This window comes from Shewanella indica, from assembly GCF_002836975.1.
Classification (GTDB): Bacteria; Pseudomonadota; Gammaproteobacteria; order Enterobacterales; family Shewanellaceae; genus Shewanella; species Shewanella indica.
Window position 1 is genome coordinate 1 of sequence record NZ_NIJK01000025.1, and the last position, 14148, is coordinate 14148.

The window sequence follows — 14148 nt, forward strand, 5'->3', positions numbered from 1 at the left end:
GCCGCCGTGCTGGTTGGAGTCCTACATTTCGCTCAGAGTTGTTATTTGGTTAAGATATAAGCAAAGTGGAATCCCGCCCTGCCTCCAAGGAAGCATCCGGTATTGCCCCATTCAGTTCGGTACGAGACAAGTTATCACTTATCTGATATTCGCCTAAGTTCACCTTATAATTTCTAGCCATGGCAACAGCTTTACTGACATCAATGCGTCCGAAACCATAAAAATCATGGAATTTAAACCCAGCAGCATTGGTAAACCAAGCAGGCACAGCTTCATAAAGCTGACTAGCATCCGTATTTAAAGGAACTCTGATAGGCTGAATATTGGCATCTACCTGCTTGGACGTCATGGCCAGAATATGCCGGATATCACGCCAGGAGAGTGATGGATTGACACTCATTATCATGGCAATCGCACCACTGACATTCGGGGCTGCTGCCGATGTCCCGTTCATGGTAGAACGATAGTCACACTCAAGATTGAGTGGATGCTGGCCCCCATTAAAAGGGGTTCTGGGGCGCTCTTCGGTAACCGAACTGCCTTTGTCACAACCGGCTCTGTCCGTAGTCACAATTGCAGGGTTCTGAGTACCATACTCCCCCCCGGGAGCGTTAACAAAAACATTGGCCCCCACAGATGAATAACTGCTACGTTTACCATTTGCACTTCCTGCGCTGACCACAAGGTTATAGAGGTTGGTATTATTGGGAGACATGTTGGCATTGTGATAGGGTAATCCTTTATTGGCTGGCCTATTTTCATCTCTGGCTGTAAAGAAGTCTCTTGGTAATAGATATCTAGGTTGCCCTGTGGCGTTGTACCCCAAAAAATTATAATTATATCCATTACCGGCAGACTTGACGAAAATACTGCCCTTGCCATTAAAACTCTTGGTAGTCACCTGCTGATAAACTTCAAACTCATTTTCTCTCATTAGACCTGGAATCACAGGTTGGTTTCCATAACTTTGGTTAAACACCCTGGCTCGGTCGCTATAAGCACTTGCGCCATGGGACTTGGCGAAATTTTCAAAGGTTTGTACATTGCGGATCTCACGGCTAGGGTCGCTATCCAGGAAGTTAAAACCGATAAGCTTGGCTTCAGGTGCAACTCCCCGGCCACCTATACCATTCCACCCGGCAGCAGCAATGATTCCTGCAACCGAAGTCCCATGTGAAGCACTATTGGAAAATGGTGTCGGGTCAACTGTACCTGTGATTAGATTATAGGATCCGCCCGCTATCACATTGGCACTGAGATCCGGGTGACTGATCTCCAGACCATCATCTACCACAGCAACAATGACATCTTTACCGGTAACACCTGAGGCTATGGCATCGCTGACATTGATGTCTTCACCGAGCACACCACGGTTTCTGGCAAAGGCATTTTGGCCTGTGTTTTTCAAATGCCACTGATGTTGATACAAGGGATCGCCTCCCTTTATTCTCAAGGTTAATGCCGAAATAGATTCACTCTTGCCGTCACTGACTTTGAAGCGCACGACTTCTGTGCCTTCCAACGCATCTGTCTGGTAGCTGAAGTTGCCCTTGGCCGCATCATTGATGGTCAAAGTCCCTAACTTGACTTCGCCGGGATCCACTAACGAAAAGGTGATCCCTCCTTCGGCATCTTTTCCTTCCAGCTGTCCATTGAGGCGTACCGACTGACGAACGTCATAGGTTACATCCCGGCTTTCCGGAGGTGTATTAACCGGCTCAGGCGCTTTCTTGCTGTCACTGCCACAACCCGCCAATAAGGCTGCAGCTATGCTCAGTGAAATAATCGACTTATGCATGCTTCTTTTCCTTTTGATAATAAAACGCCATACCGCCGAAAACTGGGTTTCAGAAGCAAATCTTTAATATGTATGGCGTATTTTTTATTGTTATAGCTTAGTCAAAACCAAGCATTAACATATGTATCACATGTAACAGCGAGTTCAATAGGAGAAAAACGACAAGCAGGAAAAATCCTACATACGATACGAGATGCGTTATTTTAAGCATGTTATAAAAGACTAAATAAAGAAATGATAAACCTATAAATCTAAAAATAATTTCCTGTATAAACCTAAACGAAAACGCAATAAAAACAGCATGTTGTTTAAATAATTAGTTACAAATTGCCGGGAAGATTTTATTTTTAAAAGCCTGTTATTAACAGAAAGGTATCATTTTATAAGAAAGGTTTTTCAAGCGCTGGGAATTTTGGAGGTTATTTTATAGTCACCGCATAGATGACTATAAAATAATAAACCTACTGGGCATCATGTTGATTTTCAGGGGCAGCATCAATAAAGGCTGGCAGAGTCAGGCACTCATCATTAATACGGCAAATGTTGGGGTATGGAGACAAGTCAATATTAAAACGCTTGGCATTATAAACCTGAGGAACCAGACAGATATCCACCAGGCTGACCTGGTCGCCGAAACAATACCGGCCCGAGTACTGCTGCAGCTGTTGCTCCAATGCACCAAAGCCCTGCTCGACCCAGTGGCGATACCAATCATTCTTGGCCGCATCATCCAACTTGAGCGTCCCGGTCAGATACTGCAACACTCGCAAGTTGTTCAAAGGATGGATCTCACAGGCAATTCCCATCGCCATAGCCCTGACCAGCGCCCGCTGCTCAATATCACCCGGCAACAGCGCCTCACCGCCAAAGGCTTCATCCAGATATTCAATGATCGCCAGCGATTGGGACAGCACCAACTCGGCGCGCTCGTCGTTGTCATCCGTCACCACCAAAGCCGGTACCAACTCCTGCGGGTTTAGCGCCTTGAAAGCGGCCTGATGCTGCTCGCCGCCATTGCGCACCAGATGAACCGAGAGCTGCTCGGCGCAAAGCCCCTTGAGGTTGAGCGCAATCCGCACCCGATAAGCGGCGCTGGAGCGCCAGTAACCATATAATTTCAACATAAGTTGTTCTCCCAAAGCTCGCTAACCTTAGATTGCGACTCTGCCCTGGTGATGTTTTATCCAAAGCCTTAACGCTGACACATTCGAAGGCAATACCAAGCCGGTATAAAAACCAACGGGGCTTCATCTTTATTGAAAGCCCCGTTTTGTTATCAAGTTATTTTACTCGGCTATATACTCAACTACCTGCTGATCTATCGTGCCGAAGATGCTGTGCCCGGCATCATCCAGCATTTCGATTCTGACCCTGTCTCCAAAGCCCATAAATGGCGTCACCGCCTTGCCCTCGGCAATCACTTCCAGCATGCGCTTTTCGGCCAAACAGCTGGAACCTGCGCTTCTGTCATAGTTGGAAATGGTGCCCGAACCTATGATGGCACCGGCGCCCAGGGGGCGGGTTTTGGTGACATGGGCGATCAGCTCGGCAAAGTTGAAGGTCATATCCACCCCGGCATTGGGCTTGCCGAACAGTTCGTTGTTGAGATGGGTGATCAGCGGCAGCTGAACCCGAGTATCCTGCCATTTATCCCCCAGCTCATCCGGTGTGATTGCCACCGGCGAAAAACTACTGGAAGGTTTGGACTGGAAAAAGCCAAAGCCCTTGGCCAACTCGGCCGGGATCAGGTTACGCAGCGACACATCGTTAACCAACATCAACAGCTTGATGTGAGAGGCGGCGTTTTCAGCACTCACGCCCATGGGTACATCATCTGTAACCACGGCAATTTCCGACTCGAAATCTATGCCCCAATCTTCGCTTGCCAGCGGGATATCGGCTCTGGGAGCGATAAAACTGTCTGAACCGCCCTGATAGACCAAGGGATCTGTCCAGAAAGACTCCGGCATTTCGGCGCCGCGGGCCTTGCGCACCAGCTCAACATGATTGACATAAGCGCTGCCGTCGGCCCACTGGTAAGCGCGGGGAAAAGGTGACAAACAACGGCTCTCGTCAAAATCCTGGGTGTTATCCAACATGCCGGCATTCAGGGCATCGGAAAGCTCTCTGAGCTGAGGTTCCAGCAGTGACCAACTGTCGAGCAATTGCTGCATGGTCTGAGCTATGGCGGGAACAGCCACTGTCTGCTTCAAATCTCGACTGACCAACATGAGTTGACCATCGCGGCGTCCATTGTCATATGTCGCTAATTTCATACCTGCTCCTTCCTGTCTCTGTCCGGATTAATGGTTTTCATCAGGCAATCTGCCCGGCTCAATCCGTTTCTGTTATCCCGCCAGTAATACCTCATGCCGCGGGCAATGAAAACTCTGTGACTCACTTCACATTTAACCGCTTTGAGAACGGGTTTGTAAACTTTCACTGACACTTATCACCAGCAAGCGCCGGCAAAGGCTTTGCGTTCAAGGAATGGCTAAATATCAGCCATTCCGGCGGCAAATCCGCTTTACAGGGTTTCAGCGCTTCTTGCTGATCTCATATTCCCTGAGTTTATTGGCAATGGCGGTGTGGGATACCCCCAACTTTTTCGCCAATTGGCGGGTACTGGGGTACGCCGGATAGAGACGCCGCAGCAAACCGGCTTCAAACTGCTTCATGGCCTGATCCAAGGTGCCTTCAAACTCCTTGTCGAAATAGCCAAAACCTTCGGCATAGGAAGGCAGTTTCAACTGTTCTATAGTCAATTCGGCCGAACCGTCCCACATGGATACCGCTCTGAACACGGCGTTTTTCAGTTGCCGCACGTTACCGGGCCAGGCATAGGTCAACAGGTGCTCGCGGCAGGACGCCGAGATCCGCCGCACCGGGCTGGAAAGCTGCTGGCTGTAGTGTTCAAGGAACATTTCCGTCAGCGGGATAATATCGACCCTGCGTTCACGCAGCGCCGGCATATGGAAACTCAGTACATGAATTCGGTAGTAGAGATCTTCACGGAACTCACCGGTCTGACAAAGCTCCGCCAAATTCTTCTGGGTCGAGCAGATGATACGGACATCGGCGCGCACCTCTACATCGCCGCCGATACGGCGGAAACTGCCATCCTGCAGCAAGCGTAACAATTTGACCTGAGCGGCCTTGGACATCTCGGCAATTTCATCGAGGAAGACGGTGCCGCCCTTGGCTTCTTCGAAGAAACCCCGCTTAACCACTTCCCCCTTACTGACATAACCAAACAGCTCCTCTTCCGCGGCACTGTCGGGCATGGCGGCGCAGTTGATGGCAATAAAGGGTTTCTCCCGTCGCATGCTGGCATCGTGACAGGCCCTGGCCATCAGCTCTTTTCCTGTACCGGTTTCCCCGGTGATCAGCAAAGGCGCATCCAGCTGTGCCATACGCTTGGCCTGCTTGAGTACCTCTTTCATCTTGTCGCTGACGGCCAGCACTGAGTCAAAGCCACTGCTCTGGCTCTGCAGCGCGTTGAACTGTTTGCCCACCCGCGCCGGTGACTTGAGTGCCACCACGGCGCCGGCGAGAATACTCTTGTCGTTTTCATCCGGCAGATAGATAGGCAGCATTTCGGCCAGATACTCGTTGCTGCCAATAGCAACCCGGGTAGCCTGCGCCAACACCTTGGGCTCACTGAGCCAGCGACCAAAATTAAAACCTTGCACCCAGTGATTGAGGGATTCATCTATTACTTCATGTTCGGCCATTTCCAGAATAAGCAAGGCCGACTCGTTGACGATACGAATTCGCCCCTTTCCGTCGAGGGAGAACACGGCATCCGGCAGGGTTTTCAAGAGGGTTTTTAGGGCGTAATGCTCCTGCTCCGAGGGCATAAAGGAAACGGTTCTGACGTCGTGCACCCCTTCCACCTTACGGATTTGGGGCATCAACTCACTCAAGGTCTCAAAGCCGACCTCGGCAAACTGCAAATATAAGAATCCCTTGTTACTGGCGTCGATAGCGATAAGGTTAATCCCGTATCGCTCCAGCACCATTAAAATATCCTTGGCTAAACCAACGCGATCCTGACAACTGACTTCCAAGCGCATAACTGTCATTCCCTTTTATAATTCAGATTTTTTGGGATTATCGCCTGCATGAAGAGGTCTGCAAGCGATGTAAAAATGCGCCCTATACGTTAGAAGGTTCTGACACAAGTGGCAAGCTCGCTTTACAGCGGATTTGTAACAAAGGGAAAGGATTCAGTGTGAAGATACAATCAACACACTGAATATATTAGGAAAAGATTAATCCAGCAACTGGTCTGTCTTGGCAGCCATGATAAAGTCGTTACGGTGCAACCCCTTAATGGAATGCGACCACCAGGTCACAGTCACCTTGCCCCATTCAGTCAGGATCCCCGGGTGGTGAAACTCTTCTTCAGCCAAGTCCGCCAGCTTATTGCTAAAGGCCATCGCCTGCCGGAAATTTTTAAACTTGTAAACCCGCTCCAGCTGCATGATGCCATCGCGCACCTGCACGCCCCAATCCGGGATCATCCGAATAAGCTCGGCAAGCTCGGCATCTGTCACCTTGGGAGCATCGGCGCGGCATGCTTCGCACTTCATATTGGCCAGTTCAGTCATAACATCTCCTTGAAAGTGGCCTGCACTTTTGCACACAGGCCATTACCGCCAGTATCAGCTGGCTTTGGGTTGAAATTTGGGGGTAAAGAGTCCCAATCGTTTGGCTTGAGTAACCGCCTTCATAATGTCCATGCGGGCGATTTCATCCAGAAAATCGATATGCTCTATCTCGTAATAGATGGGCTGCATAATGTCTATCCGATAGGGAGTGCGCAACACATCCAGCAGTTCAAAAGGTCTGCGCTCCGGAGTGTCACTGAAGGCGTACAGCGTCTCGCCCGGCGAGCTCAAAATGCCGCCACCGTATATTCTCAAGCCGTCAGTCTGGGTACGCAGCAAACCAAACTCCACGGTAAACCAGTAGAGACGCGCCAAAAAGACCCTGTCTTCCTTGCTGGCATCAAGCCCCAACTGACCGTAAATATGGGAGAAATGAGCAAAGGCCGGGTTGGTCAGCAAGGGACAATGACCGAAAATCTCATGAAAGATATCCGGCTCCTGCAGGTAATCAAACTCCTCCCTGCTGCGGATAAAAGTTGCCACCGGAAACTCCTTGTTGGCCAGGAGTTCAAAGAAGCGCCCGAATGAAATAAGCGCCGGCACCGCCGCCGTCTTCCAACCCGTAGTGTCCTGCAACACGGCATCCAGCTCTCCCAGTTGCGGGATCCTGTCTTTGGGCAAGTCCAACGCCTTGAGTCCCTGCATGTATTCATCGCAGGCGCGACCGGGCAAGTTGTGTTCCTGGCGGGAATACAACTCCTGCCAGATGGCGTGTTCATCTTGCGGGTAATCTATTCGGCCATCACTGCCTGGATGACGTGCCACATATTGAGTTGCTTTACTCATAGTCCATACTCACTGCCTGAATCGTTTCTGATTTCATGTTCACTCAAGGGCGAACTTTTGTTAACCAGCTCACACTTTATTTCCGGAGGCTAGTGATAAAAATTTGTAAAGAATTGGTTACAAAATAGTATTTAGCTCGGTAAACTCAGTAGCTTGCTCTTGCAGCCCAGGCAGAATTTTTTGCAAGTTTCCAGCAAAATAAGCCCTTTTTGCAAATGGCTTTTCAGTTTTACTGCATTACAATAGGGGCTGATTTATCCCGAGCACCCAAGGTATCTGAATGCCGATAAAATCAACCACCATCCGCAAGGCGGTGATCCCCGTTGCGGGTCTTGGCACCCGTATGCTGCCGGCCACCAAGGCGATTCCCAAAGAGATGCTGCCGGTAGTAGATAAACCCTTGATTCAATATGTAGTCAGCGAAGCGATTGCCGCCGGCATCAAGGAGATAGTGCTGGTCACCCACGCCAGTAAAAACTCCATTGAAAACCACTTCGATACCAGTTTTGAACTGGAAGCCCAGCTAGAGCGCCGGGTAAAGCGGCAACTGCTCAATGAAGTGCAGTCCATCTGCCCGCAAAATGTCACTGTTATCAGCGTCCGCCAGGCTCAGGCCAAAGGGCTGGGGCATGCCATTCTCTGTGCCCGTCCGGTAGTAGGTGATGAGCCCTTCGCCGTGCTGCTACCGGATGTATTAGTAGACGATGCCGCCAGCGATCTTTCCCGCGATAACCTGGCCGAAATGGTCAGCCTGTTCGACCAAACAGGAACCGGGCAGATAATGGTCGAAGGTGTACCGCACGAGAAGGTAGACCAATACGGAATAGCCGATGTCAACGGCCACGATCTTAAGCCGGGCGAATCCCAGCCGCTGATCAAACTGGTTGAAAAACCGGATGTCGACGAAGCCCCCTCGAACTTGGCTGTAGTGGGCCGCTATGTGCTGCCTGCCGCCATTTGGCCCTTGCTAGGCAAAACACCGGCCGGTGCCGGTGATGAAATCCAGCTTACTGATGCCATTGCCATGCTGATGCAAAGCCAGCAGGTCAACGCTTACTATATGCGTGGCAAGAGCCATGACTGTGGCAACAAGCTTGGCTATATGCAAGCAACGGTAGAGCATGCATTGCGCCATCCCGAGCTTGGCAGTGAATTTGCCGCCTATCTGGGCGATTTAATAAAAGGATGTAAAGCATGACAATTTTGGTCACCGGCGGTGCCGGTTATATTGGCACCCACACTCTGGTCGAACTCTTGGCCGCGGGCAAAGAGGTTGTGGTAATAGACAACCTGAGCAACTCAAGTGTTGAAGCCCTGGCCAGAGTCGAAGAGATCAGCGGCAAGAGCGTACTCTTTTATCAGGGTGATATCCTCAACAAGGCATTCCTGCAGAAAGTCTTCAGCGACCACAGCTTCGAAGCCGTTATTCACTTCGCTGGCCTCAAGGCGGTAGGTGAGTCCGTCGCCCAGCCACTGAAATATTATGAAAACAATGTCACCGGCACCCTAATTCTGTGTCAGGTGATGAAAGAATATGGCGTTCGCAACCTGGTATTCAGTTCATCGGCCACTGTTTACGGCGATCCCGCCAGTCTGCCGATCACCGAAACTTTTCCCACATCGGCCACCAACCCCTATGGTCAATCCAAACTGATGGTGGAACATATTCTGGCGGATTTAGCCGCGGCCGAACCCAACTGGAATATCGCCCGCTTGCGTTACTTCAACCCGGTTGGCGCCCACAAGAGCGGCCGTATCGGTGAAGATCCCAACGATATCCCAAATAACCTGATGCCATTTATCGCCCAGGTTGCCGTCGGCAAGCGTGATAAACTCAGCGTCTTCGGCAATGACTACCCCACAGTAGACGGCACAGGTGTGCGCGACTATATCCACGTGGTTGACCTGGCCATAGGTCACCTCAAGGCTCTGGACAAGCTCGCCACCAATCCAGGTCTGGTCACCTATAATCTGGGAACCGGCCAGGGCTACAGTGTACTTGAGATGGTCAAAGCCTTTGAGAAAGCCTGTAACAAGGCGATCCCCTTTGAGTTTGCCCCGCGTCGTCCCGGCGATATCGCCGCCTGTTATGCTGATCCCGCCCATGCTGCCAAAGAGCTGGGCTGGAAGGCTGAGCACAGCCTGCAGGATATGGCCGACTCCAGCTGGAACTGGCAATCCAACAACCCTAACGGTTACAAGGGTTAGTCATGGATCTTTCCCGCAGACGCCTGTTCAGTCGCCGCAAGAGTGATCTGGTTCGGCCGCCCTGGAGCAAGCCGGAGGCGGAATTTACCGACGCCTGCACCCGCTGCGGCGCCTGTGTGGATGCCTGCGAGACTCAAGTGCTTATCAAGGGGGATGGCGGCTTTCCGGAGCTTAACTTCCAACACGCCGAATGCAGCTTTTGTCAGGCCTGTGTCACCAGCTGTGAACAGCCGGCATTCAGGCCTCTTAGCGAAGCGCCTTGGCGGCTCATTGCCCAATTTGCCGACAGCTGCCTCGCTCGCCAGGGTATTGTCTGCCAAAGCTGCAAGGATGCCTGCGACGAACGGGCGATCCGCTTTCTGCCCCTTTTAGGGGCTACCGCCCTGCCGGTACTGGATGCTGAGCGCTGTAGTGGCTGCGGCGCCTGCGTTGCCCCCTGCCCCGCCTCTGCCATCAAGCTACGAGAGCCAAACCCCGACTGACGCTCTGCCGGAAGCCAAAAATCTGACTCCCACAGCGCCAAATATTAGTGGTTTTGTTACTTTGTGATAACAGGTAATATCGAGTTTCCCCTGATAAAACCACTAAAAAGTACTATGTTTGGTAAAAACAAAAAAACGGCAGGGCTCACCTATATTGCCCAGGGTAGCAAGATTACCGGCGAGAGCCACTTCGATGACGAGACGCTGGTCGGCGGCGCCATCTATGGAAAAGTAACAGCTGAAAATAAGCTGATCATCGAAGCCAACGGCCTGGTTGATGGCGAACTTAACTGCAAGGAACTCAAGGTTTCCGGGCTATTTCGCGGTAAACTCCACTGTGAAAAATTAACTATCTGCGGTACCGGCACGGTCGAGGGAGAAGTCGCCAGTAAATCAATGGAGATCTTCGAAGGTGGTCAATTTATCGGTATCAGAGTCAAAGATGAGGTTAACTTGCTTAAAGAGCTTGGCGATGATAATCCCCCTATGACTGAACTTAAGCTCCAAGCTCAAGAGTAGTAATCAAAAAAGCACACAAACATGACTTTTATCACATTTTAATCACAATAAATTCGAAAAGCGCACTGAATTGTGCTCAGTCACAGTAATCATATTTGTGCTGGTCTAGCATCTATCTCCAAAGAGGTATAAATCCATAGGATGGATGCGAATGTCGAGTCGATTATTGAAACAGCTGTGTGAGCTGGATATCTTTACCCTCATGGTGTTCAAGAACATCTATGAAACAGGGCACGCCAACTGTACAGCGCGAGAATTGGCAGTGTCTGCCCCTAAAATAAGCCGCTGCCTGGCGGCACTGAGATTAGCCTTTGACGACGAGCTTTTCTATCGCCGTCAGCAACAACTCAAGCCTACACCTCTGGCGGAGAATCTATACCAACCGGTTTGCGATTTCATCCATTCAGTGCACCGCCTGGAACAGCAAGTTCATCAGAGCCGCTTGCCTTCAAGCGATATCTGTATTCATGTAGCCGTAGCGCATGGCTTGCTTTCCTCGCTGGCGATGAAACTGGGACAGACGAACATTCAGCAGCAGTTGGGCCAGATCAGACTCTACCCCTGGCAAGATGATTCAGCAGAAAAAATTCACCGTGGACAATTAGACTTAGGGGTCTGTCTGGAGCACCCCGAGCATTTGGATCTCATTCTGAGTTCGCTTGGGCAAACCATGGGTGTGTGTGTTGTCAGCCGAGAGGATCATCCGCTGTGGCAAAAATCACCGGCTATCACCCTCGAAGATATCAGCCAATATACTTTCGTTTACTTGACCATCAAGGGCTTCAACGAGCGCATGGATCCCATGGAACTCTTCTGTCAGCAAGAAGGCATTCCCCTATCCCAAGTGCATGCCGTACACGACAGGGAAGAATGGCATGCTCATCTGTTGACCATGAGCAGTGTAGCCTTCAGCACCCCCAATGAAATGGCGCTTATTGAAGGCATGCCGGGTTTGCGGGTGCAACATCTGCCCGAGACCGAAGTGGCTAAACTCCACCGGGCATTTTCGCTGCCAAGCTACTCCTTGGTAGAAAAGGCCCCCAGCTATCGCCGTTACTCCGAACAACAAAGAAAACTGTTGTTGAATCTGGTCACTCAAGAACTCTACCCCAAGGCTGAATATTGAGAACTGATTGATCACCTGGCATCTTTGCGACCTTCAGAATTAGCCCATTCTCCTATTTGTCCAGAACTATCTGCTACTTATAGCCAGCGTCAGCTTGTCACTCTGCGCATTCGGTAATTTCAAAAACTGAAATTACCGATTTCGCCACCCGTTATTTCTTTATCAATTTCTTAACTCATATTTCACAAATAAAACAATAAGTCAAAACTACCACTTTGGATGTATGTATATTCAAATGACTGCACAGGCAGTACCCATAATTTGAATAAAGGGACGCAATGATGAAAAAACACAATAAGTCATTACTGGCGCTGGCTCTGACCAGTCTATTGTGCCTTACCGCATGCGGGGACGGTGAGGACGGAAAAGACGGAGCCCCCGGTGAACCTGGCATACCAGGCGAACCCGGACAGCCAGGAGCCCCCGCAGGTTCAAGTACTTTCACCATTATCAGTGCCGGCGATGTCAGTTTCGAGATAGTGCCGGCCGACAACACACTGGCAGGCGGCGAAACCTTCGCCCTCAAGTTCAAGGCCTCGGCCACCAACGGCTCAGGGGAGCGAGTCCCACTGACGGGCCTGGATCAAGTCGCCCTCTACTCTATTACCGCCATGAGCAATAGTTCCGGCAGCGGTGCGCCGCTACAATGGGTCAATAATGCCACGGCTCAGGAACTGGGCAGCTCCATGTACTGCACCCTGGATGGCACCTATAGCTCCAGGGGTCAAACTGGCGATGCCTGTCTTCTGGTTGAAGATCCGGCCGAGCCAGGTACCTATACCGGCACTTGGGCACATGATGGAGTCGCTCCCATCATGAATGCCAATGACAACCTCAGCGCACCTCATCGCTTGTTCCTGCGCGCCTATAACCTCAAGGATGCCAGCGGCGCAGCCATAGCAGACAAGGTGCTCTCTACGCCGCTGGATTATATTCCGGCATCCGGCGAGCTGGTTGAAGCCACAGGTAAGGATACGGTAACAGATACCGCCTGTATTGCCTGCCACAGTGAAGTCGAAGGCCGCATCGCCAAGATAAACGCGCACCACAACTACCAAAGCACTGAGAAGTGCGTTGCCTGCCACAACCCGGCTCTGGTACCTAACGAAGCCCAAAAAGCCGAAGGTTGGGTATTTGATTTCGGCCCTATGGTTCACCGGCTGCATGCCGGCCATCACATCGCAGGTTTCCTCTCCGGTGAAGCCAAAGAGTACTTCGGTGAAATAGGCTTCCCGGCAGAACTTAACAACTGCGCCAGTTGCCACAACAACGGTGACTCCTGGAACGCCAATATCTACCGCGAAGCCTGTGTCGGTTGCCATATCAATGTTAACTTTGAAACCGGCGTAGGCCACTCTGACTTCAACCTGGCTCAGGCCGACGACAGCCAGTGTCAGTCTTGCCATGGCAGCGGAGCACTCAGCCCAGTGCAAGCTCATAAAGTGGGTAAACGGGCTGAATATGCCGAGCTGTTGACCGTTGAGTTCACTTCTGCCACTGCTGCGGCTTCCACCACAGCGGGCAATAAACTGGTCACCATCACAGCTAATGTCAGCTTCAATGGTCAACCACTGACAGATGCAGCTCAACTGGCGGTGCTCAACAAAGACTCCACTCTGATAGGCAATGTGGATGCCAGAGGCGAAGTCACCCGCTGGGGCCTCAGACCCGGTCTTGCCAGCGGCAGCGCCGCCAATGGCGTGCTGACCCTGACTACTGATGTTCCGGAAGCTCAGGCAATGGGCACCATTTACGTCGGTACCGAGGCCAACTTCTGTGTCGATAACTCAGGTAAGATAGCCGCCTGTGCCGAAGGCATGCCCTTCGATGCCGTCAATCCAATTGGCGCCACTTCAAGCGTTAAGTTCTATAACCTAGATGGTGGTGATGCTGTCACAGCCCGCTTTGCCATTGCTGAGCGGATGAGCGCCAGCGAAGCTAAGTGTAATGCCTGTCACGGCACCCTGGACTATATCAAGGGCTACCGTCACGGCACCTACACCTTCGATCAGTGTATGGACTGCCATAACAACAGCTATGATGGCTCCTATCACGGCACCTCCGAGTACAACACGGGTAATCTGGATGCCGATGGCAAGCCGATATTTGCCGAAGTCCCCGGACTCCTGTATGCCAACCGGGATCTGATGACAGTTGCCCACCGCTTCCATAGTGGTAATTGGGGTGAAGCCGCCATCTTCCGTGACGCTGCAGGCGAGCTGCACGGCTATCCAGCTGTGGAAACCGAGTGTGCAGCCTGCCACAAAGACGACACACCGCTGTTTGCCGCCGATGGTGGCCTGACATCCGCCAAGCGTGGGATCAAAATTTCAGCTACCGAGTATATCTCTCCCGTTGCCGAATCCTGCCGTACCTGTCACGCTCACTCTGACGCGGCCGCTCTGGCCCACTTCAAGAGCAATGGTGCCTTCGTTGCCGGTGATGCTGCCACAGACGCCAACCTGCCGGTTGAATCCTGTGCCACCTGTCACGCCGAAGGCAAAACCTATGGCGTAGATAAGGTACACGCAGGGGGTGCTCACTAGTACCGTACCT

Annotated in this window: 12 protein-coding genes; 6 read left to right on the forward strand and 6 right to left on the reverse strand. The window is 51.4% G+C overall.

The annotated features are described in order from the left end of the window. Positions 1-49: 49 nt before the first annotated feature. The 6 genes from CX650_RS05910 to phhA form a co-directional block, all read right to left on the reverse strand. Positions 50-1798 carry a S8 family peptidase gene (locus CX650_RS05910; protein WP_101095274.1) on the reverse strand — a complete coding sequence of 583 codons (1749 nt, stop codon included), beginning with the start codon at positions 1796-1798 and terminating at the stop codon, positions 50-52. Positions 1799-2259: 461 nt separating this feature from the next. Next, the gene (maiA, locus tag CX650_RS05915; RefSeq protein WP_039033811.1) at positions 2260-2919 is read right to left on the reverse strand and encodes a maleylacetoacetate isomerase; all 660 of its coding nucleotides are present in this window, start codon (positions 2917-2919) and stop codon (positions 2260-2262) included. A gap of 165 nt (positions 2920-3084) precedes the next feature. Continuing rightward, the gene (locus CX650_RS05920) at positions 3085-4074 is read right to left on the reverse strand and encodes a fumarylacetoacetate hydrolase family protein (protein ID WP_101095275.1); all 990 of its coding nucleotides are present in this window, start codon (positions 4072-4074) and stop codon (positions 3085-3087) included. Between the two features lie 261 nt (positions 4075-4335). Further along, positions 4336-5874, reverse strand: coding sequence for a transcriptional regulator TyrR (gene tyrR / locus CX650_RS05925; protein ID WP_025888340.1), 1539 nt, complete (start codon positions 5872-5874; stop codon positions 4336-4338). 198 nt (positions 5875-6072) lie between these two features. Further along, positions 6073-6411, reverse strand: a complete 339-nt coding sequence (locus tag CX650_RS05930; RefSeq protein WP_025010903.1) for a 4a-hydroxytetrahydrobiopterin dehydratase — start codon at positions 6409-6411, stop codon at positions 6073-6075. A gap of 54 nt (positions 6412-6465) precedes the next feature. Then, entirely contained in the window at positions 6466-7257 is a 792-nt protein-coding gene (gene phhA, locus CX650_RS05935) for a phenylalanine 4-monooxygenase (protein WP_039033780.1), read from the reverse strand. A gap of 286 nt (positions 7258-7543) precedes the next feature. On the opposite strand from phhA, the gene galU reads away from it, so the two are divergent. The 6 genes from galU to CX650_RS05965 all read left to right on the forward strand — a co-directional run bounded on the left by galU (position 7544) and on the right by CX650_RS05965 (position 14138). Beyond that, positions 7544-8455 carry a UTP--glucose-1-phosphate uridylyltransferase GalU gene (gene galU, locus CX650_RS05940; protein WP_101095309.1) on the forward strand — a complete coding sequence of 304 codons (912 nt, stop codon included), beginning with the start codon at positions 7544-7546 and terminating at the stop codon, positions 8453-8455. Further along, complete coding sequence (galE, locus tag CX650_RS05945; RefSeq protein ID WP_101095276.1) at positions 8452-9465, forward strand: UDP-glucose 4-epimerase GalE; 1014 nt, start codon at positions 8452-8454, stop codon at positions 9463-9465. Before galU ends, galE begins: the two co-directional genes overlap by 4 nt. 2 nt (positions 9466-9467) lie before the next feature. After that, positions 9468-9947 (forward strand): ferredoxin-type protein NapF, encoded by a 480-nt coding sequence (gene napF / locus CX650_RS05950; protein ID WP_101095277.1) that lies wholly within the window; start codon positions 9468-9470, stop codon positions 9945-9947. A 114-nt stretch (positions 9948-10061) separates the two neighbouring features. Further along, positions 10062-10466 (forward strand): bactofilin family protein, encoded by a 405-nt coding sequence (locus CX650_RS05955; protein ID WP_071476252.1) that lies wholly within the window; start codon positions 10062-10064, stop codon positions 10464-10466. Between the two features lie 151 nt (positions 10467-10617). Beyond that, positions 10618-11592, forward strand: coding sequence for a LysR family transcriptional regulator (locus CX650_RS05960; RefSeq protein ID WP_101095278.1), 975 nt, complete (start codon positions 10618-10620; stop codon positions 11590-11592). Between the two features lie 278 nt (positions 11593-11870). Continuing rightward, entirely contained in the window at positions 11871-14138 is a 2268-nt protein-coding gene (locus CX650_RS05965) for an OmcA/MtrC family decaheme c-type cytochrome (protein WP_101095279.1), read from the forward strand. Positions 14139-14148: the final 10 nt, after the last annotated feature.